25 protein-coding genes and 1 other annotated feature are annotated in these 23,773 nt (G+C 41.2%); of the genes, 21 read left to right on the top strand and 4 right to left on the bottom strand.

Going from position 1 to position 23,773, the window contains the following annotated elements; all coding sequences use genetic code 11:
- The first annotated feature begins 56 nt into the window (after positions 1-56).
- The 16 genes from NAF01_RS18795 (at position 57) to NAF01_RS18720 (ending at position 15,802) form a co-directional block, all read left to right on the top strand.
- Positions 57-500, top strand: a complete 444-nt coding sequence (locus NAF01_RS18795) for a cytidine deaminase (RefSeq protein WP_082139023.1) — start codon at positions 57-59, stop codon at positions 498-500.
- A complete protein-coding gene (gene era / locus NAF01_RS18790) occupies positions 493-1,407 on the top strand; it encodes a GTPase Era (protein ID WP_048011157.1) in 915 nt (304 codons plus the stop codon). Before NAF01_RS18795 ends, era begins: the two co-directional genes overlap by 8 nt.
- Before the next feature lie 157 nt (positions 1,408-1,564).
- On the top strand, positions 1,565-1,708 hold the full coding sequence (locus NAF01_RS18785; RefSeq protein WP_009332996.1) for a YqzL family protein: 144 nt from the start codon (positions 1,565-1,567) through the stop codon (positions 1,706-1,708).
- 30 nt (positions 1,709-1,738) lie between these two features.
- Positions 1,739-2,491: a DNA repair protein RecO gene (gene recO / locus NAF01_RS18780; RefSeq protein WP_048011156.1), complete on the top strand. Its 753-nt coding sequence runs from the start codon at positions 1,739-1,741 to the stop codon at positions 2,489-2,491.
- A 71-nt stretch (positions 2,492-2,562) separates the two neighbouring features.
- Positions 2,563-2,747, top strand: a binding site (T-box leader).
- 120 nt (positions 2,748-2,867) lie between these two features.
- Positions 2,868-3,758 carry a glycine--tRNA ligase subunit alpha gene (gene glyQ / locus NAF01_RS18775; RefSeq protein WP_035331136.1) on the top strand — a complete coding sequence of 297 codons (891 nt, stop codon included), beginning with the start codon at positions 2,868-2,870 and terminating at the stop codon, positions 3,756-3,758.
- Positions 3,751-5,823 (top strand): glycine--tRNA ligase subunit beta, encoded by a 2,073-nt coding sequence (gene glyS, locus NAF01_RS18770; protein WP_250800960.1) that lies wholly within the window; start codon positions 3,751-3,753, stop codon positions 5,821-5,823. The genes glyQ and glyS overlap by 8 nt, the downstream gene beginning before the upstream one ends.
- A 255-nt stretch (positions 5,824-6,078) precedes the next feature.
- A complete protein-coding gene (locus NAF01_RS18765; protein WP_048011153.1) occupies positions 6,079-6,714 on the top strand; it encodes a transcriptional regulator CcpN in 636 nt (211 codons plus the stop codon).
- 28 nt (positions 6,715-6,742) lie between these two features.
- Positions 6,743-7,561 (top strand): pyruvate, water dikinase regulatory protein, encoded by an 819-nt coding sequence (locus NAF01_RS18760; protein WP_048011152.1) that lies wholly within the window; start codon positions 6,743-6,745, stop codon positions 7,559-7,561.
- 329 nt (positions 7,562-7,890) lie between these two features.
- The gene (locus NAF01_RS18755) at positions 7,891-8,331 is read left to right on the top strand and encodes a YaiI/YqxD family protein (RefSeq protein ID WP_226618318.1); all 441 of its coding nucleotides are present in this window, start codon (positions 7,891-7,893) and stop codon (positions 8,329-8,331) included.
- Between the two features lie 39 nt (positions 8,332-8,370).
- Positions 8,371-10,185, top strand: coding sequence for a DNA primase (gene dnaG, locus NAF01_RS18750; protein ID WP_197213408.1), 1,815 nt, complete (start codon positions 8,371-8,373; stop codon positions 10,183-10,185).
- 107 nt (positions 10,186-10,292) lie between these two features.
- Positions 10,293-11,417: an RNA polymerase sigma factor RpoD gene (gene rpoD, locus NAF01_RS18745; RefSeq protein ID WP_035332682.1), complete on the top strand. Its 1,125-nt coding sequence runs from the start codon at positions 10,293-10,295 to the stop codon at positions 11,415-11,417.
- 73 nt (positions 11,418-11,490) lie between these two features.
- Complete coding sequence (locus NAF01_RS18740) at positions 11,491-12,018, top strand: hypothetical protein (protein WP_250800959.1); 528 nt, start codon at positions 11,491-11,493, stop codon at positions 12,016-12,018.
- Between the two features lie 103 nt (positions 12,019-12,121).
- Positions 12,122-13,261 carry an acyl-CoA dehydrogenase gene (locus tag NAF01_RS18735; RefSeq protein WP_197213418.1) on the top strand — a complete coding sequence of 380 codons (1,140 nt, stop codon included), beginning with the start codon at positions 12,122-12,124 and terminating at the stop codon, positions 13,259-13,261.
- A 206-nt stretch (positions 13,262-13,467) separates the two neighbouring features.
- Positions 13,468-13,833, top strand: coding sequence for a cytochrome c550 (gene cccA / locus NAF01_RS18730; protein ID WP_026583849.1), 366 nt, complete (start codon positions 13,468-13,470; stop codon positions 13,831-13,833).
- Between the two features lie 149 nt (positions 13,834-13,982).
- Positions 13,983-14,690 (top strand): tRNA (adenine(22)-N(1))-methyltransferase, encoded by a 708-nt coding sequence (locus tag NAF01_RS18725; protein ID WP_197213420.1) that lies wholly within the window; start codon positions 13,983-13,985, stop codon positions 14,688-14,690.
- Entirely contained in the window at positions 14,687-15,802 is a 1,116-nt protein-coding gene (locus NAF01_RS18720) for a Nif3-like dinuclear metal center hexameric protein (RefSeq protein ID WP_197248167.1), read from the top strand. The genes NAF01_RS18725 and NAF01_RS18720 overlap by 4 nt, the downstream gene beginning before the upstream one ends.
- A 453-nt stretch (positions 15,803-16,255) precedes the next feature.
- Here the strand turns inward: NAF01_RS18720 and NAF01_RS18715 are convergent, their stop codons facing one another.
- Both NAF01_RS18715 and vrrA read right to left on the bottom strand, forming a co-directional pair.
- A complete protein-coding gene (locus NAF01_RS18715) occupies positions 16,256-17,206 on the bottom strand; it encodes a 4-hydroxy-3-methylbut-2-enyl diphosphate reductase (RefSeq protein ID WP_048011146.1) in 951 nt (316 codons plus the stop codon).
- A gap of 168 nt (positions 17,207-17,374) precedes the next feature.
- Entirely contained in the window at positions 17,375-17,953 is a 579-nt protein-coding gene (gene vrrA / locus NAF01_RS18710) for a VrrA/YqfQ family protein (protein ID WP_197213433.1), read from the bottom strand.
- Positions 17,954-18,273: 320 nt separating this feature from the next.
- Here vrrA and NAF01_RS18705 point away from each other — a divergent pair, with 320 nt between their 5' ends.
- The gene (locus tag NAF01_RS18705) at positions 18,274-19,584 is read left to right on the top strand and encodes a DEAD/DEAH box helicase (protein WP_048011144.1); all 1,311 of its coding nucleotides are present in this window, start codon (positions 18,274-18,276) and stop codon (positions 19,582-19,584) included.
- Between the two features lie 24 nt (positions 19,585-19,608).
- On the top strand, positions 19,609-20,502 hold the full coding sequence (locus NAF01_RS18700; protein ID WP_163143460.1) for a deoxyribonuclease IV: 894 nt from the start codon (positions 19,609-19,611) through the stop codon (positions 20,500-20,502).
- Positions 20,503-20,572: 70 nt separating this feature from the next.
- On the opposite strand, the gene NAF01_RS18695 is transcribed toward NAF01_RS18700, so the two are convergent.
- Positions 20,573-20,833: a DUF2624 domain-containing protein gene (locus NAF01_RS18695; protein ID WP_048011142.1), complete on the bottom strand. Its 261-nt coding sequence runs from the start codon at positions 20,831-20,833 to the stop codon at positions 20,573-20,575.
- A 152-nt stretch (positions 20,834-20,985) separates the two neighbouring features.
- Here NAF01_RS18695 and NAF01_RS18690 point away from each other — a divergent pair, with 152 nt between their 5' ends.
- Genes NAF01_RS18690 through NAF01_RS18680 form a run of 3 tightly spaced genes read left to right on the top strand, consistent with a single transcriptional unit; the run spans position 20,986 to position 23,086 of the window.
- Complete coding sequence (locus NAF01_RS18690; protein ID WP_048011141.1) at positions 20,986-21,783, top strand: metal ABC transporter ATP-binding protein; 798 nt, start codon at positions 20,986-20,988, stop codon at positions 21,781-21,783.
- Positions 21,780-22,622: a metal ABC transporter permease gene (locus tag NAF01_RS18685; protein WP_048011140.1), complete on the top strand. Its 843-nt coding sequence runs from the start codon at positions 21,780-21,782 to the stop codon at positions 22,620-22,622. The genes NAF01_RS18690 and NAF01_RS18685 overlap by 4 nt, the downstream gene beginning before the upstream one ends.
- A 53-nt stretch (positions 22,623-22,675) precedes the next feature.
- On the top strand, positions 22,676-23,086 hold the full coding sequence (locus NAF01_RS18680; RefSeq protein WP_035332694.1) for a zinc uptake transcriptional repressor Zur: 411 nt from the start codon (positions 22,676-22,678) through the stop codon (positions 23,084-23,086).
- A 27-nt stretch (positions 23,087-23,113) separates the two neighbouring features.
- On the opposite strand, the gene NAF01_RS18675 is transcribed toward NAF01_RS18680, so the two are convergent.
- A complete protein-coding gene (locus NAF01_RS18675; protein WP_226618321.1) occupies positions 23,114-23,698 on the bottom strand; it encodes a 5' nucleotidase, NT5C type in 585 nt (194 codons plus the stop codon).
- Positions 23,699-23,773 lie beyond the last annotated feature (75 nt).

The following is a 23,773-nucleotide window of genomic DNA, read 5'->3' as shown; positions in this document are numbered from 1 at the left end:
AGAGAGAAGCGGCTGCTTTTCACAGAAAGAAGCTTTGCGAGCCCCAAGGCCCATGATTGCATCGGGAGCAGTTCCGTTTTACAGGAAAGGAAGAAATATTTGTGAATAACGATCAACTAATACAGGAAGCAAAGATTGCAAGAGATAGAGCATATGTGCCATATTCAAAATTCAAAGTGGGAGCGGCGCTATTAAGCAGTGACGGTCAGGTTTTTCACGGCTGCAACATAGAAAATGCAGCGTACAGCATGTGTAATTGCGCTGAAAGGACTGCTCTCTTCAAAGCATATTCTGATGGCGTAAAAAGCTTTTCAGCCATTGCTGTTGTTGCGGACACAGACCGTCCTGTCCCCCCATGCGGTGCATGCAGACAGGTAATATCCGAATTATGTCCGCCTGAAATGAAAGTTGTTTTAACCAACTTAAAAGGGGATATTAAAGAATTAACAGTTGAAGAATTACTGCCAGGAGCATTTTCACCGGAGGACTTACATGAATAATACACAACAAGGACACAAATCAGGCTTTATTTCCATAATCGGCAGACCAAACGTAGGAAAGTCAACATTCTTAAATCGCGTAATTGGGCAGAAAATTGCCATTATGAGTGATAAGCCGCAAACGACGCGCAATAAAGTTCAGGGTGTCCTGACAACCAATGACGCACAATTTATTTTTATTGATACGCCAGGAATCCATAAGCCAAAGCATAAACTGGGAGACTTTATGATGAAAGTTGCCCAAAACACACTGAAAGAAGTGGATGTCATCCTGTTTATGGTAAATGCCCAGGAAGGCTTTGGACGCGGTGAAGAATTCATACTTGAGAAATTTCAGTCAGTCCGTACGCCAATTTTCCTTGTGATCAATAAGATTGACCAGGTGCATCCAGATGAACTTTTTAAAATTATTGAGTCTTACAAGGAAAAGTACGATTTCAGTGAAATTATCCCCATTTCTGCTTTGGAAGGCAATAATGTAGAGACGCTCTTAGAACAGATTAAAAAATATATTCCGGAAGGGCCGCAGTTTTATCCTGCTGATCAGGTAACAGATCACCCTGAGAGATTTATCGTTTCTGAACTGATCAGGGAAAAAGCGCTGCATCTAACAAGAGAGGAAATACCGCACTCGCTTGCTGTAACTATTGATAAAATGGAGCGCCGCGAAGATAAAGATGTCGTTCATGTCATGGCTACGATCATTGTGGAACGTGACTCCCAGAAAGGCATTGTCATTGGAAAGCAAGGAAAAATGCTCAAGGAAATCGGAAAAAGAGCAAGGGTGGATATTGAAAATCTTCTTGGATCACAGGTTTTTCTGGAGCTGTGGGTCAAAGTCCAGAAAGACTGGCGCAATAAAATGTCTCAGCTCCGCGATTTTGGCTTCCGTGAAGATGAGTACTGAACCAGCCCTAATTAAAGTATTATCCATTTCTGGTTTATATGCATACAGGTGATTGACAATATTTTCGTCTCATGATTTTACAAAGACAGGCTATGATATAGATAAATGTATTGGGATAAAGAATTGCTAGTTGAATAACTGAAAGGTGGGGTTTTCGATGATGGATTTTACCTGGAGAGTGTTTTCCCAGACAGGAAACATTGACACATATCTTCTCTTCAAGGAGCTAGAAAAGGAAACTCAGGATATACCCGGCAGCAATGACGAAGAGCTAGCAGAAGCTGATTTTCCCATCTCATAGGTTTGTCGAAAGACAGGGATGGTGTCACGGTTGCTTGATAAATGTGAAGGCATTGTCATCAGGACAACTAATTATAGTGAAACAAATAAGATAGTTACTTTATATACCCGTGAATGGGGAAAAGTTGGTGTGATGGCACGAGGAGCTAAAAAACCGAACAGCAGACTTGCTGCTGTCACCCAGCTTTTTACATACGGGAATTTTTTAGTTCAGCGCGGAAGCGGTCTGGGCACCCTGCAGCAGGGTGACATGATTTCATCCATGCGATCTATTAAAGAAGATATTTTTCTTACGGCTTATGCAAGCTATATTGTCGATTTAACGGATAAAAGCAGTGAGGATAAGAAGCCCAACCCATTTTTGTTCGAATTGCTGCATCAAACGCTAAATTTAATAAACGAAGGATATGATCCGGAGATTCTCACGAACATTTATGAAATGAAAATGCTGAACGGTTTGGGTTTATATCCAGTTCTTGATCAATGTTCTGTCTGCGGGAGCACTGACGGGCATTTTGCATTTTCAATCCGGGAAAACGGCCTCATTTGTCACCGCTGTCTTGATAAGGATCCTTACCATTATAAAGTATCACAGGCGACAATTAAGCTGCTGCGCCTGTTTTATTTTTTTGACTTGTCCAGGCTCGGCAATATCTCTGTTAAACCGGAAACCAAAGCTGAATTGAAAAAGATTATCTCTGCTTATTATGAAGAGTATTCCGGCTTAAGCCTTAAGACTAAGAAGTTTTTGAATCAAATGGACAAGTTTAATGATCTGATGTAATGAGCTCGTCTTGCTTTTTATTAAAGATTGACAATCCAATGTGATTCCGCTATGATTCAAATTAATAAAATATTATTGCTGTGAAGGAGAAGAGTACTTAACTTTTTCTCATTAAAGCGAACCCGGGACAGTGGGAGCCGGGTATGGATAGTTAAGGAAGGGCGCTCTGGAGCAATTTTGTCTATTGACAACCAAAGAGGCTGCGTTCAAACTCGCAGCAAATAGGGTGGAACCGCGGGTAACTCTCGTCCCTATGCCATTTGGCATAGAGACGGGAGTTTTTTATGTTCCGCAGGAAAAGCGAGCAGCCTGGAGCGGAAATCAACGGACAACATTGAGAGACGAAATATAACTATTTATACGAAAGAGGTGTCCTATGAATATTCAAAACATGATATTAACACTTCAAAAACATTGGTCTGAACAGGGTTGTATCCTGATGCAGGCTTATGATACTGAAAAGGGCGCAGGTACTATGAGCCCATATACATTTTTACGTGCAATCGGACCAGAGCCGTGGAATGTGGCTTATGTAGAGCCTTCACGCCGTCCGGCTGATGGCCGATATGGAGAGAATCCCAACCGGCTTTATCAGCATCATCAATTTCAGGTGATCATGAAGCCATCCCCTGATAATATCCAGGAGCTGTATCTTGATTCACTTAAGGCATTGGGCATTGATCCGCTTGAACATGACATCCGGTTTGTGGAAGATAACTGGGAGAATCCTTCACTGGGCTGTGCGGGCTTAGGGTGGGAAGTGTGGCTTGATGGAATGGAAATAACACAGTTCACATACTTCCAGCAGGTAGGCGGATTAGAATGCAAGCCTGTGTCTGTTGAAATTACATATGGAATTGAAAGGCTTGCCTCTTACATTCAGGATAAGGAAAATGTCTTTGACCTTGAATGGACAGAAGGATTTACAGTTAGGGACATTTTCCTGCAGCCCGAGTTTGAGCATTCGAAATACACGTTTGAAACATCAGATCAGGAAATGCTCTTCAATTTGTTCAATATTTATGAGAAAGAAGCACATAGGCAAATGGATGAAGGGCTTGTACACCCGGCTTATGACTATGTATTGAAATGTTCCCATACTTTTAACCTGCTCGATGCCAGGGGAGCGATCTCAGTAACAGAAAGAACAGGCTATATTGCAAGGTGCCGGAATCTGGCCAGAAAAATAGCCAAGACCTTTTATGAAGAGAGAGAAAAACTTGGCTTCCCAATTCTAAAGGATAAGGAGGAAGGCTCTCATGAATAAGAAAGATCTTCTGCTGGAAATTGGACTCGAAGAAATGCCTGCCAGATTTGTCACTAATTCAATGAATCAGCTTTCAGATAAAGTGAAATCATGGCTTTTGGAAAAGAAAATATCTTTTGAAGAGATCAGCGCTTTCTCCTCTCCCCGCCGTTTGGCTGTTCTTGTAAGGGGAGTGGATACCGCCCAGGAGGACATAAATGAGGAAGCGAAAGGACCTGCGAAAAAAATCGCTTTAACAGAAGATGGAGAATGGTCAAAAGCTGCGGTTGGATTCAGCCGGGGTCAGGGAGCTTCTATTGAAGATATATTTTTTAAAGAAATTAACGGCGTTGAATACGCCCATGTCAGCAAATTCATTAAAGGTCAGGAAACAGCTGCTCTTCTGCCTGAACTTCAGCAGATTATTACCTCGCTATCATTCCCGAAGAACATGCGCTGGGCAAACCAGGATTTGCGTTTTATCAGGCCGATCAAATGGCTTATTGCATTATTCGGAAATGAAGTCATTCCTTTTTCAATCACAAATGTCCAGACCTCCAATCTTACAAGAGGTCACCGCTTTTTAGGGGAAGAGATTGAGATTAACAATCCTGCTGATTATGAAAAGGCATTGCTGGCTCAATATGTGATCACTAACCCTCAGGAAAGAAAAAGTGCCATTCTCTCTCAATTGGAAAAAATTGAGGAAGAACATGGCTGGGTTGTCCCGGTGGATGAAGATTTATTGGAAGAAGTAAATAATCTGGTTGAGTACCCGACTGCATTATATGGCAAGTTTGAAGAAGAATACCTTGAGCTTCCGGAAGAGGTGTTAATTACTTCCATGAAAGAGCATCAGCGCTATTTCCCGGTAAAGTCCAAAGATGGCACTCTTCTTCCTTACTTTGTGACAGTCCGGAATGGTTCACATGAACATTTGGAAAAAGTGGCTAAAGGAAATGAAAAGGTATTGCGGGCAAGGCTTTCTGATGCAGCTTTCTTCTACAGAGAAGACCAAAAAACGGATATCTCAGCATCGCTCGAAAAACTCAATAACATTGTGTATCACGAAGAAATTGGAACCCTTGCTGAAAAGGTAAACCGTGTCCGCCAGCTGGCAGCAAAGCTGAGTGAGATTCTTGACTTCAGTGGTGAAGCAAAAGCAGTGACAGACCGCGCTGCTGAAATCTCTAAGTTTGACCTTGTTTCACATATGGTTTACGAATTTCCTGAGCTGCAAGGGTTTATGGGAGAAAAATACGCCCTGCAAAAAGGTGAAAAGGAAGCTGTGGCGCGTGCAATTAATGAACATTACATGCCGCGCAATGCAGAGGACCAGACGCCGGAAAGTGATGCTGGTGCAGTGCTTTCCATTGCTGAGAAGCTGGATACGATTGTGTCATCCTTTGCAATTGGAATTATTCCAAGCGGTTCCCAGGATCCATATGCTTTAAGAAGACAGGCATCCGGTATCATCCAGACGTTACTGGCTAAACACTGGGATTTGAAACTCGAAGAATTGATCGCATTATCTTTAGAGACCGTGCTGAATGCGAATATAGGAAAGAAATCAAAAAATGATTTAATGCAGGAATTAGTTTCTTTCTTTAAATTAAGAATTAAATATATGCTGCAGGAAAAAGCAATACGCTATGACTTAATTGAAGCTGTATTAGGAAATGATATCGGCTCCGTGCCTTCACTTGTGAATAGGGCTCAGGTATTGGAATCCAACAAGGATGCAGATGGCTTCAAGGAAAGCATTGAAGCGCTTAGCCGGGTAATCAACATTGCTTCTAAGGCTGAAGATAAAGGGGATATTGACAGCGGCTTATTTGAAAATGATAATGAAAAAGCTCTGTTCAGTAAATATTTATCAGTAACCGAGGAGTTGAAAAAAGAGGTTAAAGAGGAAGAAGCCTTTAACTTGCTAATCAGCTTGAAACCTGAAATTGATCAGTACTTTGAGCATACTATGGTAATGGATGAGAATCAGGAAATTCGCCGCAATAGGCTGCATCAAATGGCACATTTGTCTGATGTGATAAAGAAATTTGCAAATATGAACGAAATAATTGTTAAGTAATAAGCTAAAACTTTGCGTCTTATGCTTGAATACGATTAAAATCTAAGATGAGGACAGCTGCCGTGGCTGTCAGGAAAGAGCCTGTTTATCACACTGACGGGCTCTTTCGTATTTTGGGCATATTAGGCAGCGTAAATCAAACTATAGATGAAACACATCTTTTCATTTATGACAAATAGTATATAATAATTATATAAAAGTATAACCTTATTATAGTGGGAAATGAGTGCCAAAAGCATCTCCTTTTCAGATTAGGTGGTGAGAAAAATCGAATTAAATAAAAGGCAGGAAAAAATAATAGAAATCGTTAAGGAAAACGGGCCGATCACTGGTGAGAGTATTGCAGAACAGCTTAATTTAACGAGGGCAACACTAAGGCCGGATCTGGCTATATTAACGATGGCAGGCTATTTAGATGCCCGTCCGCGTGTAGGCTATTTTTATACAGGGAAGACTGGGGCGCAGCTGCTGACTGAAAACCTTCAAAAGCTATATGTAAGGGATTATCAATCTATTCCTGTAGTGGTTAATGAGAATGTGTCGGTATATGATGCAATTGTGACAATGTTTCTGGAAGATGTCGGCACGTTATTTGTTGTCGATCAGGGTTCACTGCTTGTTGGGGTTCTGTCAAGGAAGGATTTACTCCGTGCAAGTATTGGCAAGCAGGAGCTAAATTCCATCCCTGTAAATATCATTATGACCAGAATGCCTAACATTACCATGTGTGAAAAAGATGATTTGCTTATCGAAGTTGCTAAAAAGCTGATTGAAAAGCAGATCGACGCCCTTCCTGTTGTAAAAAAGACGGAGAAAGGGTTTGAAGTAAACGGCAGGATAACCAAAACAAATCTGACGAAAGCATTCTTGGCTCTAGCCGGGGAAAAGTAGCAGTGAAAGAAGGAGATGGTGTTAAAGGATGGAAAAATTGCCAGTCATTTATGTCGTTTCAGACTCAGTGGGAGAAACGGCTGAACTTGTAACAAAAGCTGCAACGAGCCAATTCAATGGCAGCGATATATCTATCAAGCGTTTTCCATATGTTGAAGAAAAAGTACATATTGATGAAGTTATTTCACTCGCAAAGCTTGATAATGGGATGATAGCCTATACGATGGTCAAGCCGGACATGAGGAAATATATTAACCAGCGGGCTGCTGAAGAAGGGATATATGCTTTTGATATTGTTGGCCCTTTAATGGATCAAATCCAAAGAGCCTGCGGCATTACACCGCTTTTCGAACCAGGACTGGTCAGAAAGCTGGATGAAGATTATTTTAAAAAGATTGAAGCAATCGAGTTCGCTGTAAAATATGATGATGGCCGTGACCCCCGTGGTATATTAAAGGCTGATATAGTGCTTATCGGTGTATCAAGGACTTCAAAAACACCTCTTTCCCAGTATCTTGCCCACAAGCGCCTTAAAGTGGCTAACGTGCCCCTTGTGCCTGAAGTCGATCCTCCAGAAGAGCTGTTTCTAGTCCCGCCGGATAAGTGCTTCGGTCTGAAAATCAGTCCTGAAAAATTAAACTTTATTCGAAGAGAACGCCTGATATCATTAGGTCTAAGCGATAATGCCAGCTATGCAAATATAGAGAGAATCAAAGAAGAAATAGGTTACTTTGAAAAAACCGTTTCCAAAATTAAATGCCCGGTTATTGATGTTACGAACAAAGCAGTAGAAGAAACAGCCAATATGATCCTAAATCAATACCGGAAAAACTTTCCAAAAAGCTAGCACATAAATTCTTTATGTGCCTTTTCTTTTTTTTTACCCGGCAAGGTTACAAGGGCTTTTTTCATATAAAAACTGCAAAATTAAATTATATTCTTGCCAGATAAAATAATGGCAAAATAGAGATTAATGTACTATAATAAAAAATTGTGATAAAAATGTATCCGAATAGGTTTAGAGTTCATTGCCAAGGAATAAACTATTTATTGTGGCATGTCAAGCTTTCGACCAAGAAAAAATTCGACATATCTCACTATGCAAAAGTTATTCATGTAAAGAAGGATTATGCGGAGTGATGTAGAATTATTAGAACATTAGGCAAACCAATCATTATGGTGGATGCTGATTCCTGTCCTGTAAAAGAAGAAATTGTCGAAATAGCCAATTCCTTTACTGTGGACGCAGTGTTTGTTGCTTCTTATGCCCATATGCAAAATGACCTGAATGGGGCTGTCTGGAAATTTGTTGACAGCAGTAAGGAAGCTGCAGATTTATTCATAATGAACAATGTGAAAACAGGAGATGCAGTTGTAACTCAAGATATTGGATTGGCATCAACTCTTTTGTTAAAGGGTGTTTATGTCCTTTATCCCAGGGGAATTTTATTTGAGGAAAGTGAAATTCGAACCGCTTTGGAAATGAGGCACCTTTCAGCCAAGGCGCGAAGAAGAGGGGTTTATGGGAAAGGCCCAAAACCATTTAGTCAAGAGGACCGATCCAGGTTTGTGCAGCAGCTGACAAAGATTTTGTCGAATTTTGAAGGGATTCAGTAACGTTTATCGAATACCTCAGTAAGTAATGGAGTTGTTCATATGGCAGAACGGATCGCCGAGGAGAAAGTAAATGAGATTCGGCAAGCTGTAGATATTGTTGATGTCATTGGCGACTATATCCAATTAAACAAGCAAGGACGCAACTACTTTGGGCTTTGTCCTTTTCATGGCGAAAATACTCCTTCCTTTTCTGTATCACCCGAAAAGCAAATCTACCATTGCTTTGGATGCGGAGCAGGAGGCAATGCGTTTTCTTTCATAATGGATTTAGAAGGATATTCCTTTCAGGAAGCCGCATTAAAACTCGCTGAAAAGGGAAATATCAAGCTCGAAATTGATGCATCCGCAGCATCAGCAAAATCAATGCCTGTGGATATACAGCAGATGATGGAAGCCCATGAGCTTCTGCGTAAATTTTATCACCATCTGCTTGTAAACACAAAAGATGGTCAGCATGCATTAGAATATTTGCTGAATAGAGGCTTTACGATGGAATCGATTGAGAAATTTCAAATCGGTTATTCATTAAAGTCCTGGGATTTTGTCTTCAAGTTCCTGACTAAAAGAAAGTTCCCCGAAGGCGTCATGGAAAGAGCAGGACTGATCATCAAAAGGGAGAAAGACGGGAACTATTTTGACCGCTTCAGAGATAGAATTATGTTCCCGATTTTTGACCGCAGCGGAAATACGATTGCTTTTTCAGGGAGATCCCTTGGGGCCGATGAGCCCAAATATTTAAATAGCCCTGAAACAGCAATCTTTAATAAAAGCAAAACTTTATATAATTTTCATTTGGCGAGACCACAGATTAAAAAATTGCAGAGAGCCGTTCTTTTTGAAGGGTTTGCAGATGTAATCGCCGCTGATCGTGCTGGCGTCGGTAATGGTGTTGGTACGATGGGCACTGCTTTAACTGAAGAACATGTTGCTTCCTTAAGAAGAAATGTTCAATCAATCACGATCTGTTATGATTCCGATAATGCCGGTATCGAAGCCGCATACCGGGCAGCAAACCTGCTAACGGAAGCAGGCTGCCAGATCAGAGTGGCACTGATGCCTGACGGCTATGATCCGGATGATTATATTAAAGAATACGGCGAAGAAAAATTTCGTCATGATGTAATCGAATCCAGCATAACCTTTATGGCATTTAAACTTCTTTATCTCCGCAGAGGCAAAAGGCTTCAAAATGAAGGAGATAGGCTCCTTTATATCGAAGAGGTATTAAAAGAAATCAGCCGACTTGATAAAGCGGTGGAAAGAGACCATTATCTTCGCCAGATGGCGAATGAATTTTCACTTTCTCTGGAAGCCTTGAAAGAGCAGCAAAAACAGGTTTATTACACGGAGAAGAGAAAAAGCAGCCAGAAGGGCAAAGGTGCTTTCGAGCCTCAAAAAAGGCTGCAGACACCCAAAAGGGCTGATAGTCTTAAACCCGCCTTTCATACAGCGGAAAGAAGGCTGATTGCCCATATGCTCAGGAATAGTGACATAGCATTTAAAGTTCAGGATATGCTTCAGGGAAATACATTTAACATCGATGAACACCAGGCTATTATTACCTATCTTTTAGGTTTCTACGAAAAAGGCCATACGCCTGATCCGAGTGCATTCATAAATTTTATAAATGATGAAAAGCTTAAGCGTATTGTGGTGGATATAGAAATGATGTCCATAAATGATGAAATAAGTGAACAGGAATTATCAGATTACCTTAAACAGGTGTTGAATTATCAAAAGATGTTAAAAATAAAAGAAAAACTAAATGAAGAAAAGGAAGCAGAACGCCAGAAGGATTATGCTAAAGCGGCTTTAATCGCAATGGAAATTCTTCATTTGCGAAAGTCACTATAAGAAGGCTGTGTGCCTTGAATAAATGTTTTTGGATTAGCATTACCTTAGGAAAAGTCCCATTTTAAGAAGATTTAGAATGTGTGTGATTTTTGGAAGGAGGGGGACATATGGCTGAAAAGTCGGCCCGTTCAAAAGAGGTTGATACAGAATTGACCCTTGAACAAGCGAAAGATCAATTAGTTGAAATAGGAAAAAAGACAGGTGTCCTTGCCTATGATGATATAGCAGAAAGATTGTCTCAATTTGAACTTGATTCCCACCAGATGGATGAATTCTATGAATTCCTCGGAGATCAGGGTGTTGAGTTAGTTGGTGATAATGAAAATGAAGATCCGAATGTTCAGGAACTTGCAAAAAATGAGGAAGAATTTGATCTTAATGATTTAAGTGTCCCTCCGGGTGTGAAAATTAATGATCCTGTCCGTATGTACTTAAAAGAAATTGGACGTGTTGATTTACTCTCTGCAGAAGAAGAGATTGCACTTGCCAACCGTATTGAGGAAGGCGATGAAGAAGCTAAAAGACGCCTGGCAGAAGCGAACCTCCGATTGGTTGTGAGTATCGCGAAAAGGTATGTAGGACGCGGAATGCTGTTCCTTGACCTTATCCAGGAAGGGAATATGGGACTGATAAAAGCGGTTGAAAAATTCGATTACCGCAAAGGATTCAAGTTCAGTACGTATGCAACTTGGTGGATACGCCAGGCCATTACGAGAGCGATTGCTGACCAGGCCAGAACGATACGTATTCCTGTCCATATGGTGGAAACCATCAATAAATTGATTCGTGTTCAGCGCCAGCTTCTTCAGGATCTTGGCCGTGAACCAACACCGGAAGAAATTGCTGAAGATATGGATTTAACTCCAGACAAAGTAAGAGAAATTCTTAAGATTGCACAGGAACCTGTTTCATTAGAAACACCTATCGGTGAGGAGGATGACTCTCACTTAGGTGACTTCATCGAAGATCAGGATGCCACTTCTCCATCGGAGCATGCGGCATACGAGCTTCTGAAAGAACAGCTTGAAGATGTTCTGGACACACTGACTGACCGAGAAGAAAACGTTCTGCGTCTTCGATTCGGCCTTGACGATGGCCGTACGAGAACTTTGGAAGAAGTCGGCAAGGTATTTGGCGTTACCCGCGAACGTATTCGCCAAATCGAAGCCAAAGCCTTAAGAAAGCTGCGCCATCCGAGCAGAAGCAAACGTTTAAAAGACTTTTTAGAATAAAAAATAATTGCCAGTGGATAGTTTACTTCTTACAATGGAAGTAAACTATTTTTTTTGACAGGATGTGCTTTGGTTGGAAGAAAACAGAAAAAAAATCATTGTTAACGAGCTGCTTCATTGGAAAAAGAGCCGAATGCTCCCTGACCATTATTGTGACTACCTGCTTGCTCTTTACACCGAAGGAAGTCAGCCGAAAGGAATAAAAAAACGTAAAAATACAGTGGTTTTATATCTTGCCAACCTTATCCTCCTACTGCTGATTCCAATTTCTGCTTTATTAATTTATTTTACTGAATTGTCTATTACTTTGCAAACCGTCATTTTAATTCTTTTCATTTCTTCGGATATTTTCTTTATTTTTTATTTTTCTAAAAAAGTAAAAATGATGCATATCCCCATCATATCAGGAGCTTTGATTTTACTAATGGGATCTGTTGATATTGTATCGGTGTTTTATCCAGGAAACGAGAGAATTCTCTATGTTTCCCTAGTAATTAATTGTGTTCTTTGGCTGTTTTCAGGATTAAAATGGAATTTCCTATATCTATGGATTTCAGGGGCTCTTGGCTTTCTTTTATTAGTTATTTCTATATTCGTATAATAAAATATTTTAAAAAGTTTTTAAATGTTGAGAAAACTCTAATATCCCTTATATAATAGTAATGAAAGCGTATACAACTTTTGTTCTTATAAGGGGGATTTACATGAATTTTGACTTAACTGCAGAACAGAATATGATCCTTAAAACAATCAGGGAATTTGCTCAGGAAGAAGTTGCACCGGGAGCTTTAGAAAGAGACCGTACAAAGGAATTTCCAGTAGAAGTATTTAAGAAAATGGCTGACCTTGGCTTGATGGGGCTTCCTTTCCCTGAAGAATATGGTGGGGCAGGGGCAGATACTGTTAGCTTTGCTATTGTAACAGAGGAGTTGAGCAGGGCTTGCGCGTCAACTGGAATCACTTATTCCGCGCATATATCACTTGGCGGAGCACCGCTTTATTTATTCGGTACCGAAGAGCAGAAGCAAAAGTATCTGGTGCCTATCTGTACAGGTGAGTCTTTTGGAGCTTTCGGGCTGACAGAGCCTAATGCAGGCTCAGATGCTGGCGGTACCAGAACAACAGCTGTCGAAAAAGATGGTGAATATTTCATTAATGGTAATAAATGCTTTATTACGAATGCCAGCTATGCGAAGCATTTAGCTTTGACTGCTGTCACGGGTGAAGTGGATGGAAAAAAAGAAATTAGTGCGATTATTGTTCCAACGGATGCAGAAGGATTTACCGTTATCGATAATTATGAAAAAATGGGACTCAATGCCTCAAATACAACTGAACTGGTACTTGAAGACGTACGCGTTCCGACTGAGCACTTGCTCGGCAAAAAAGGCGAGGGCTTCAAACAGTTTTTAATCACACTGGATGGAGGGCGTATTGGTATTGGAGCAATGGCTTTGGGGATAGCGCAGGCTGCTTATGATAAAGCGCTTCAATATGCAAAGGAGCGCCAGCAGTTCGGCCGTTCTCTCTCAAACTTCCAAGCTATTCAGTTTAAACTTGCAGATATGGCGATGAAAATTGAATTAGCACGAAATATGGTCTACAAGGCTGCATGGCTGAAAGATCAGGGGAGACCATTTGCCAAAGAAGCTTCCATGTGTAAGCTCTATGCCTCTGAAATCTGTATGGAAATCGCCGACCAGGCTGTCCAGATCCACGGCGGATACGGCTATATGAAAGAATACCATGTTGAACGATACATGAGGGACGGTAAGCTCACAGAAATCGGTGAAGGCACCTCTGAAGTACAAAGAATGGTCATTGCGCGCCTCATCGGATGCTAAGACTGTATATTATAGGTATGAATAAGCTATGCAGGTGAAATAATTAGCAAAAACTCCATCCTCAAGATGGAGTTTTTTGTCCATTTTATGAACAAGATTTGACAAAGTTTACAATAGGGCTTTTCCTTCTGTCTTTTTTAAAGTAAAATAGACATTGTTTGTATACTTACTTAAACTGAATGTGCTTACATAAGGGAGGTTAAATCATGAATCGCAATCCAATCATTCCATTTGTGTTAATTATGGTTTTTGGTGTGGTAGCAATGTTCCTAGTTTCTTTTAAAGGTCTTGGCGATATGGAAGAGCTTGCAAAAGAACAGGAAGGCGGCGGTGCTGAAACTGAAGAAACTGCAGCTGCGACCCCTGAAGAAATTTACCAGAAGAGCTGTATCGGATGTCACGGTGACCAGTATCAAGGCGGAGTTGGTCCTGCTCTAACAGGTGTAGGCGATCGTTTATCGCAGGATGAGATCGCTGATATCGTAGTAAACGGTAAAGGCTCAATGCCTCCAGGATTAGTGCCTCAAGACAAAGCTGCCGAAATGGCTGAATGGTTAGCAGGCCTTAAGTAATACCTATAATGAAAGTCCTTTGCATATGTAAAGGACTTTTTTTATACTATAAGAAAGGCTATCGTAAATTGACGATAGCTTTTCTAGCTTTTGCTCAGGAAGAGCAGGCGCTTTGCGCTTTTTACAATACATAAATAAGTGGTGACAGAATGAATACTGAAAAATTATCAAATCGGCTTGAAGCTGTAACAAATTATATTCCCTCAGGCGCACGAGTAGCTGATATCGGCTCAGACCACGCGTATTTGCCATGCTATGCAGTAAAGAAAGGGATTGCCTCTTTTGCTGTTGCTGGTGAAGTGGTGGAGGGTCCCTATCTATCCGCCAAAAAACAGGTGAAAATGGAAGGACTCGAAAATCAGATCTCCGTTAGAAAAGGGAACGGGCTTGAAGTGATTAGCCCAAATGAAGTTGACTGCATAACTATTGCAGGCATGGGAGGGGCTTTAATTGCGAGCATTCTTGAAGAGGGGAAGAGCAAGCTTGCTTCTGTAAAGAGGCTGATCCTCCAGCCGAATTTAAGTGCTATCTCAATTAGAAGCTGGCTGATTGACAATGGCTGGGAGTTAATAGCCGAACAAATCCTTGAAGAAGACGGAAAGATCTATGAAATCCTTGCAGCTGAAAAAGGAGAGCCATTGAAACCCTACCAGAATACAGAAAAAGGTTTACTGATGGGCCCTTTTCTTATGGAGCAAAAATCAGCCGTATTTCAAAACAAGTGGCTCGGCGAAAAGAAGAATTGGGAGAGAATCCTTTTGCAGCTTGAAAAAGCAGCAAATTCCAGTGAAACAGAGAAGAGAAAACAGGAGTTAAAGCGGAAAATCAAAATGGCAGAGGAGGTATTGATGCAGTGAAAAAAATAAATGGACATGAGATTATCCAACTATTTGAACAGTATTCCCCAAAAGGATATGCGATGGAAGGAGACAAGATTGGCCTCCAGGTTGGCAGGCTTAACACTCCTGTTGAAAATGTCATGATTGCTCTGGATGTTCTCGAAGGTGTAGTTGATGAGGCAATTGCAAAGAATGTTCAGCTGATCATAGCTCATCACCCGTTAATATACAGACCTCTGCAAAAAATTCCCACTGATACTCCATCAGGAAGAATTATTGAAAAGCTTATCAAACATAATATAGCTGTGTATGCAGCACATACAAATTTGGATATCGCCAAAGGCGGCGTCAATGATATGTTGGCTGATGCACTGAAGCTTTCCAGTACGGAAGTCTTATATCCCACATACGAAACTGTATTGAAAAAGCTAGCTGTGTTTGTGCCTGAAGAAAATGCTGAGTCTTTAAGACAAGCACTTGGAAACGCAGGGGCTGGTTCAATCGGCAATTACAGTCATTGCTCCTTTACGTCTTCAGGGACAGGGCAGTTTAAGCCTGGCAGTGAAGCAAATCCTCATATTGGCCAGCTGGGTGAGCTTGCGGCTGTTAGTGAAGTCTGCATTGAGACCATTTTTCCCGAACATATAGAAAAGAAAGTGCTTTCTGCTATGTTCAAAAACCATCCTTATGAAGAAGTTGCCTATGATATTTACAAGCTTGAAAACAAGGGTGAAGTTCTGGGGCTGGGTAAAATTGGAGTAATTGGCGAGATGACTCTGGGGGAATTTGCGGAGCATGTAAAACAAACACTTGAAGTGGAGAGAGTTCGTGTAGTGGGCGACCTTTCTTCAAAAGTGAAGAAAGTTGCTGTTCTGGGGGGAGATGGAAACAAGTACTTTATGTCAGCAAAGATGAAGGGTGCTGATGTATATGTGACTGGGGACATGTATTACCATGTGGCACATGATGCGATGATGACGGGCCTGAATATTGTTGATCCCGGCCATAATGTTGAAAAGGTAATGAAAAAAGGAGTCACCCAAAAATTATCTCAGATGTGTACAGAAAAAGGGTATAGCGTATCCATTTTTCCTTCTGAAGTTCATACAGATCCGTTTAAATTTGTCTGATAATAAACAGAACCGGCCTCCCTCAGGGACCGGTTCTGTTTATCGCAGCCTAACGGGCAGTAAGATCCCGCTTCAAGAATCAGAGAAATCAAATGAGGGTAAGTGGGGGTCAAACTGCCCAATCTAGCTGCGGCTCCTAGGGGCTCGAGGTCATAAGCCGATCAGCTGATGGGAAGAAAAGCACTTCCCACCATCTGCTCGTCTTATGCTTGTCACCCCTGGGCAAGTCGCCTCGCTTTATAATGTAAAGGCCCGAAAAGAAGAACAAAGACTAAGAACGCCACATCCTCCCAAAAGCTGCCGCTTTCGGTCGTGCGATGTATCGCTGCCGTAGCTTTCCTTGACCTGTGGCAACGTCTTTGTGACCCGCTTTCCGTGGGCCTCAACTAACAATCAGCGGGGGATAAAGCCCCCGCTGATTGAAGTTTCACTTTATATGCACTTCCGTTTTTCTTATAACTTTGCAGGCTTCTTTACTTTCGGAAGTATTTTATTTAGCGGCACTTTCTTCTCGCGTGACCATGTGGACTCATCAGCCGGATCAAATTGTTCAAGGAAAGTAATAACTTCCTTTGTAATCGGTGTCGGGGTTGAGGCTCCTGATGTAACGGCAACTGTTGATGCCTCTTTAATCCAATTCACATCCAGTTCAGTAATATCAGCAATACGGTAGGCTTTTGTCCCCGCAATTTCTTCTGATACCTGTGCAAGACGATTGGAGTTATTGCTCTTAGGGTCACCTACAACGATTAATACATCGGCCTGGCCAGCTTGTTCTGCAACTGCTTCCTGGCGGACCTGGGTAGCCATGCAGATTTCTTTGTGGAACTCTGCATGAGGGTATTTTTCCTTAATCTGATCCATTACATGGACAACATCCCATTGGCTCATTGTAGTCTGATTTGTCACCAGTATTTTATCAGCCTGTATGTTAAGTTCATTTACATCCTCAACAGTCTGCACTAAATGAACTGCATGGGGAGCCACTCCAACTGCACCTTCAGGTTCAGGATGGCCTTTTTTGCCAATGTAAATGATTTGAAAGCCTTCCTTTTCCTTTTCCCTGATCAAGTCATGTGTCCTTGTTACATCAGGGCAGGTTGCATCAAGTGTTACAAGGCCTTTTTGTTTCGCTGCTTCCCGCACTTCAGGTGAAATGCCATGTGCTGTAAAAATGACAGTGCCTTTGTCCACTTTATCCAGGATTTCTTTGCGGTCTTTACCATCAAGTGTAACAATGCCTTCCTCTTCAAAAGCATCTGTCACATGTTTGTTATGGACGATCATACCCAAAATATAGATGGGTCTCGGCAAAGATGGGTCAAGTGCAGCGTTCCTTGCAATCACCATTGCATCCACCACACCGTAACAATACCCCCGAGGAGAGATTTTTATGACGTTCATCGGTATATCCTCCCTAATTAAAAGCTTATATATGAATTGAACTGAGTTCTGTTTCTAAACGGAAAAACTCCATATTGCATCTTTATTATATAAGAGATAAACCGATAATACAAAAGGAGTAATTTTTCTTAAGGAAAAAGAAAAAAGAATGCCCCGGCATCCTTTTCTTTAAATATATAATTTGGGTTTGGAAATACCTTCTGCTGATGATCGCTTGGCAGCGGGCTGTTCCATCTCATGCTCCTTATTGATGTTTTTTGGCCTTGAATTCTGTTTCTTTTTTTCTGTATTTGCCTGAGGGGATTCCGATTTAGCTTCTGAAGCTGTCTCATCAGCTTCAGGTGCATCCTTTATGCCTCTATAAAGCTTCCACATGGCAGGAAGATTCCTGACCAGCGGTCCATACTGCTGAACCATAGGTCCGATCTGCTGTGCTGTATTTAAGACCTTTTGAGTGTTGGTTAAAAAACCGTTTATGGAAGATGGGCTGCTTATTGACTGAAGGATGCCTCCGCCTGCCTGCGAGCCCCCTGCAGCTCTTGCAGCTCCCATTCCTGCTCCAGGCTGGGCATTTCCTTTTCCTAATATTTTGGAGAGCAATCCTCCTCCTCCGCGTTTCATTCCCGGAGGACCGCCTGTCATTGGACCGCCCATCATTGGCCCCATGGGAGGTCTACCCTGCATCGGGGTCATAAAAGGATGGGGATGCATCCCTCCGCGCATAGGGGGTCTTGATCCTGGCATCATATTAATTGGCCTCCTTTCGCTGCATAGTTCTTCTTTTTAAATAAAAATTCATATTATAAAGTATGCGTTTATCCCATTTTGGTTTAGGCATTATGCAGAAGAAACCAATTTATTTATTAAAATCACCTAAAAAGCTCATCATAAAAATATAAATGCCTGTTTGAGTGGTTATTTGCAGGAAACTTTATTATAATAACAGGATGTAAGAAAAGCTCGGAACCAGCAAGTTGTCAGTTGATACTAGTAGATCTTACTCACTAATATATGTTTCGGATGAAGCCTGAACCAAGGCAAATCTGAAAAATTGAGGAGTTTTTTATATGAACGAAACGAAATTTGACCGATTTAATTTAAAGCCATTTATTATAGAAGCGGTTAAAGATTTTGGCTTTTTTGAGCCGACAGAAATTCAGGAAAGAATGATCCCTGCCGTGCTGAAGGGTGAAAGCGCAATAGGACAATCACAGACAGGAACAGGAAAAACGCACTCATATGTGCTGCCTATCCTTCATAAGGTTGATCCTTCCCGTCAGGAGGTTCAGGCTATTATAACAGCTCCAACCAGAGAGCTTGCCAATCAGATATATCATGAAATTCTTAAGGTTACAGAGCATTGCCCGGAGGGAGAAGAAATAACTGCACGCTGCTATATTGGCGGTACGGACAAGCAGAGAACCATTGAAAAGCTTAAAAAACAGCCTCATGTGGTTGTAGGCACACCGGGAAGGATCAATGATCTTGTAAAAGAACAGGCATTATTTGTGCATACTGCCGAAATCCTTATTGTGGATGAAGCAGATTTAATGCTCGATATGGGGTTCATTGAAGATGTTGATCAGATTGCAGCAAGGATGCCGGAGAAGCTCCAGATGCTGGTGTTCTCAGCTACCATTCCAGAGAAGCTGAAGCCTTTCCTGAAAAAATACATGGAAAATCCTAAATATGTTCACGTGGAGCCTAAGCAGGCCGCAGCAGCCAATATTGAGCACTGGCTTCTTCCATCCAAACACCGTAATAAAGTGGAGCTGGTCTATCAGGCACTGACTTCCTTAAATCCTTACTTAGCCATTGTTTTCACCAACACCAAGAAAAAAGCAGATGAAGTGGCAGACGGATTAATCAGCAAAGGCCTGAAAGTCGGACGTATCCACGGGGACCTTAACCCGCGTGAAAGAAAGAAAATGATGAAGCAGATTCTCGACCTTGAGTTTCAATATATTGTGGCTACAGACCTGGCTGCCCGGGGCATTGATATACAGGGAATCAGCCATGTAATCAACTATGAGCTTCCAACTGATCTTGATTTTTATATACATCGGGTTGGGCGTACAGCGCGTGCAGGTTTCTCAGGAATTGCTGTAACAGTGTATGAGATTTCCGATGAGGATGCATTAAACAGACTTGAAAAAATGGGAATCGAATTCAGGCACAAAGATCTGCAAAAAGGTGAATGGACAGACCTGGAAAATCGCAACAAGCGGAAAACAAGACAGAAACAAACAGATGACATTGATAAAAAAGCCGCTTCATTGGTGAAAAAGCCGAAAAAAGTTAAACCAGGCTACAAAAAGAAAATGAAATGGGAAATGGACAAAATAAAAAAACGCGAAAGAAGAATCAAGCGTAAATAAAGAAATAAAGGGAGAGGTATTGTCATGCTGAAAATTGGATCACATGTTTCCATGAGCGGGAAAAAAATGCTTCTAGCAGCAAGTGAAGAAGCTGTTTCATATGGCTCCAATACATTTATGATCTATACAGGAGCTCCGCAAAACACAAGAAGAAAAAAAATCGAAGATCTGAACATTGATGCCGGGCTGAAGCATATGGCAGAGAACGGGATTGCTGATATTGTTGTACATGCTCCTTACATTATCAATATCGGGAATACTTCAAACCCATCAACATTTGAATTAGGCGTTAATTTTCTTCGCTCTGAAATCGACCGCACCGAGGCGATTGGAGCTAAGCAGATCGTTCTCCATCCCGGCGCCCATGTTGGGGCAGGAACAGAGGCCGGCATCAAAAAGATCGTAGAAGGCTTAAATGAAGTCTTAAACGGCGAAGAAAATGTGCAGATCGCACTTGAGACCATGGCGGGAAAAGGATCGGAGTGCGGGAGGTCCTTTGAAGAGCTGGCTATGATTATAGAGGGAGTCAATTATAACAACCACTTATCTGTATGCTTTGATACTTGCCATACACATGATGCAGGATATGACATTGTGAATGATTTTGACGGGGTATTGGAAGAATTCGATAAAGTTATTGGACTTGACCGCCTGAAAGTTCTCCATATCAATGACAGCAAGAATGAGCGCGGAATGCGTAAAGACCGTCATGCAAATATCGGCTTCGGCCACATCGGCTTCAGCGCGTTAAATTATATTGTCCATCATCCTCAATTAAAGGATATCCCTAAAATTCTGGAGACTCCTTATGTTGGCGAAGATAAAAATAATAAAAAAGCCCCTTATAAACATGAAATTGATATGCTGCGCAGCCAGGAATTCAATGAAAGCTTATTAGAAGCTATTACGGCTGTATAAACATAGTAAAAAGCTGTGCCTGGACTGCACAGCTTTTTTGCATGAGAAATTAAGTATCATAAACTAAGTTCTATTTTGTAAATTGCAAAAAAAGCCTGTTTACTTCCCTTGCAGTTTCCGGGCCGGCAATCCTGGCAATTTCCTTTATGATTTTTGTCCTTTCCCGGTCATCAAAGATGTTTACCTGTTTGCCTCTCAAATGATCTGCAATTTTTTGGGCCTGCGCTTTTGTTATCTGGATGTTGAACTGCTCCCCATATTTTAATAATTCATCTGCGGTTATATTGCTTAATTTATGATTAATGATGTTTTCGAATATTTTCACTTTCATCACTCCTCCTCAGTACTGTATGAGTGAAGAATGTGAATAGTGACAATAAGTTTTAAGATTTATGATAAAAGCATGTACCTTTACTTTAAATGCAGGTTCCTGTATACTGTGTTAGTAAATCGTAATGATTCTTAATATTTTAGGTGATAAAAATGGAACAGCCAATAATTGAAATAGCTCATGTATCTTATAGATATGAGAAAGAGAATGTTCTTGAGGATATCAATCTGACCATTAATTCAGGAGATTTCCTCGGAATTGTAGGTCCCAATGGGTCGGGTAAATCAACCCTTTTAAAGCTTATTCTGAATTTGCTTAAAGTGCAGAAGGGGAGCGTCAAACTGTTCGGCCAGGAAATCAGCCGATTTAAGGATTGGCAGAATATTGGATTTGTTTCTCAAAAGGCAAATTCATTTAATACAGGATTCCCGGCAACAGTCTTTGAAGTCGTTTCAAGCGGTCTTACAAAGAAGCTGGGGCTTTTTAAATTTATGGGCAAGGCCGATCAGGCAAAAGTTATGCGTGCAATTGAATCTGTTGGCATGCATGAGTATGCAGGACGTAATATTGGCGAGCTTTCAGGCGGGCAGCAGCAGCGGGTCTTCATCGCCCGGGCATTGGTAAGCGACCCGAAATTATTAATATTGGATGAACCTACAGTAGGTGTGGATGTGAAAAATGTTCAGTCCTTTTATGAAATGCTGGATGATTTAAATAAGGAGCTGGGCATTACTTTATTGCTTGTTACGCATGATATTGGGACAATTTCTGATAAAGTCACTCATGTGGCATGCCTGAATAAAAATTTGCATTTCCATGGAAATACAGCAGAATTTGAAAGCTTGAATATAAATGAAATGTCGGAAATCTACGGACATGATGTACATGTCCTGACACATAACCATGATCACCATGATCACTACCACCACGATAAAGGAGCAGGCAGATGATTTCGGGAATCCTTCAATATGAATTTTTACAAAATGCTTTTTTAACTGGAATGATCATCGGGATCATTGCTCCTCTTCTGGGTGTGTTTATTGTTGTCAGAAGGCTATCTTTAATTGCCGATGCTTTAAGCCATGTCACACTTGCAGGCATCGCTGCAAGCCTGCTGCTCGAAAAGAAATTTATCGGTCTGAGCGGGTTGAACCCTTTGTATATGGGGATGGCTTTTTCAGTAGCCGGGTCGTTGTTTATTGAAAAGCTGAGAGCTGTTTATAAGCACTATCAGGAGCTGGCTATTCCCATTATATTATCTGGCGGCATTGGGCTTGGAGTCATATTCATTTCACTGGCTGACGGATTCAATACAGATTTATTCAGTTATCTCTTTGGCAGCGTCAGTGCAGTCAGCCGGCTTGATTTATGGACTATTTTGATTATCAGCGTGCTTGTCATTGCACTTGTGGTCTTGCTCTATAAAGAATTGTTTTTGCTGTCATTTGATGAAGAGCATGCCAAGGCATCCGGAATAGCTGCCAAAAGTGTCCACTTCATATTTATTGTGATGGTGGCCCTGGTTATAGCTGCTTCCATGAGAATAGTGGGTATTTTATTAGTTTCCTCCCTTATGACATTGCCGGTTGCTGCGAGCATCAGAATTGCAAAAGGATTCAAGCAGACCATTTTCCTGTCCATGCTTTTTGGTGAAATATCAGTTCTGGGCGGATTGACTATTTCCTACTATATTGATTTGGCGCCGGGCGGAACAATCGTTATGATTGCTGTATTAATACTGATTGCAACAATATTGCTGAAAAAACTTGCGGGCATGAGGCCGGCATAAATATGAGTGACTTCTATCCCAGATGATTTAAAAGCAAAAAAGAGGTGGAAAGAATGAATGTTGATGAAGCCATGCAGCTTTTAAAGGATAAAGGCTATAAGCATACGGGGAAAAGGGAAGAGATGCTTCAGCTGTTTGCCGACAGTGATAAATATATAACGGCTAAAGATGTTCTCGAAAAAATGAAAGATAATTACCCTGGACTTAGTTTTGATACCATTTACAGAAATTTATCGTTATTCGTGGAACTGGGTATTTTTGAAATGACAGAGCTGTCAGGCGAAAAACACTTCCGCTTTACGTGCTCTCATGATCATCATCATCATCATTTTATATGCCTGGATTGCGGAAAGACGAAAGAAATTGAAGTCTGTCCTATGAAACAGGTGCAGGAAAATCTAAAGGGCTATGATGTTTCAGGACATAAGTTTGAAATATATGGTAAATGCCCGGAGTGTTTTTAATACTGTAACAAACAAAGAAGCATGGAGCTATTCTTCCATGCTTCTTTTTTGCTGAAGCCAATCCTCTGCCCATGCATTGGCTTCCTTCCAGTTTCGAACTCTTATGACGCCATTGGGAAGGGGATCCTGATTATAGGGTGTATCGAATAAAATGACAGGAATTCCGCAAGCTTCATGAATCATGACCGCATTATCATGCTTGTCTTCCAAAAAGATATCCACCTCATACTTTTTGGCAGCTTCGATTTTATCATGGTTCCCGATTAGTTCGATATGATCAAAATCCAATGCATTCTCTAAAAACCATTCCTCTGTGACTTGCTGCAGGTGAGAGCCCCTGGCACTTATAAAATACAATTCATGCTCCTGTTTCCATTTGGTCAGAACTTCCTTTGCGCCTTTTGCCAGGGGGGATTCTTTGTAGATAACGGGCTCATTTTCATAAAACCACTGTGCAAATTGTTCTTCTGAAATCGTCACTAAAGGTGTTAAATCATATTGCTTAATATCATTTAAAGTAATATTCAAATTAAATGCTTCATTTAGATACGGGACCATGGCTTCAGGGCTGGTAACCGTTCCGTCTATATCGATGCCAAAGCGCTTCTTCATTATAATAATCTCCTTTAATGCATATATCCCTTATCTTAACAAAAGTCATGGCCTTACAAAAGAGTGTTGCAGACC

The sequence above is a fragment of the Cytobacillus firmus genome (genome assembly GCF_023657595.1).
GTDB classification, from domain to species: domain Bacteria; phylum Bacillota; class Bacilli; order Bacillales; family Cytobacillaceae; genus Cytobacillus; species Cytobacillus firmus_B.
Note: the sequence above shows the minus strand (reverse complement) of the source record. Positions and strands in the feature narration are given on the sequence as shown.

Excerpts from the sequence above, each read along its gene's own strand:
- NAF01_RS18695 (WP_048011142.1), bottom strand. The coding sequence starts at position 20,833 with ATGAAAGTGAAAATATTCGAAAACATCATTAATCATAAATTAAGCAAT.
- NAF01_RS18690 (WP_048011141.1), top strand. The coding sequence starts at position 20,986 with ATGGAACAGCCAATAATTGAAATAGCTCATGTATCTTATAGATATGAG.
- NAF01_RS18685 (WP_048011140.1), top strand. The coding sequence starts at position 21,780 with ATGATTTCGGGAATCCTTCAATATGAATTTTTACAAAATGCTTTTTTA.
- NAF01_RS18725 (WP_197213420.1), top strand. The coding sequence starts at position 13,983 with ATGAATACTGAAAAATTATCAAATCGGCTTGAAGCTGTAACAAATTAT.
- era (WP_048011157.1), top strand. The coding sequence starts at position 493 with ATGAATAATACACAACAAGGACACAAATCAGGCTTTATTTCCATAATC.
- NAF01_RS18785 (WP_009332996.1), top strand. The coding sequence starts at position 1,565 with ATGATGGATTTTACCTGGAGAGTGTTTTCCCAGACAGGAAACATTGAC.
- NAF01_RS18715 (WP_048011146.1), bottom strand. The coding sequence starts at position 17,206 with ATGAACGTCATAAAAATCTCTCCTCGGGGGTATTGTTACGGTGTGGTG.
- glyQ (WP_035331136.1), top strand. The coding sequence starts at position 2,868 with ATGAATATTCAAAACATGATATTAACACTTCAAAAACATTGGTCTGAA.
- rpoD (WP_035332682.1), top strand. The coding sequence starts at position 10,293 with ATGGCTGAAAAGTCGGCCCGTTCAAAAGAGGTTGATACAGAATTGACC.
- dnaG (WP_197213408.1), top strand. The coding sequence starts at position 8,371 with ATGGCAGAACGGATCGCCGAGGAGAAAGTAAATGAGATTCGGCAAGCT.
- NAF01_RS18755 (WP_226618318.1), top strand. The coding sequence starts at position 7,891 with ATGGTGGATGCTGATTCCTGTCCTGTAAAAGAAGAAATTGTCGAAATA.
- NAF01_RS18675 (WP_226618321.1), bottom strand. The coding sequence starts at position 23,698 with ATGAAGAAGCGCTTTGGCATCGATATAGACGGAACGGTTACCAGCCCT.
- NAF01_RS18700 (WP_163143460.1), top strand. The coding sequence starts at position 19,609 with ATGCTGAAAATTGGATCACATGTTTCCATGAGCGGGAAAAAAATGCTT.
- glyS (WP_250800960.1), top strand. The coding sequence starts at position 3,751 with ATGAATAAGAAAGATCTTCTGCTGGAAATTGGACTCGAAGAAATGCCT.
- NAF01_RS18760 (WP_048011152.1), top strand. The coding sequence starts at position 6,743 with ATGGAAAAATTGCCAGTCATTTATGTCGTTTCAGACTCAGTGGGAGAA.
- NAF01_RS18735 (WP_197213418.1), top strand. The coding sequence starts at position 12,122 with ATGAATTTTGACTTAACTGCAGAACAGAATATGATCCTTAAAACAATC.
- cccA (WP_026583849.1), top strand. The coding sequence starts at position 13,468 with ATGAATCGCAATCCAATCATTCCATTTGTGTTAATTATGGTTTTTGGT.
- vrrA (WP_197213433.1), bottom strand. The coding sequence starts at position 17,953 with ATGATGCCAGGATCAAGACCCCCTATGCGCGGAGGGATGCATCCCCAT.
- NAF01_RS18705 (WP_048011144.1), top strand. The coding sequence starts at position 18,274 with ATGAACGAAACGAAATTTGACCGATTTAATTTAAAGCCATTTATTATA.
- NAF01_RS18680 (WP_035332694.1), top strand. The coding sequence starts at position 22,676 with ATGAATGTTGATGAAGCCATGCAGCTTTTAAAGGATAAAGGCTATAAG.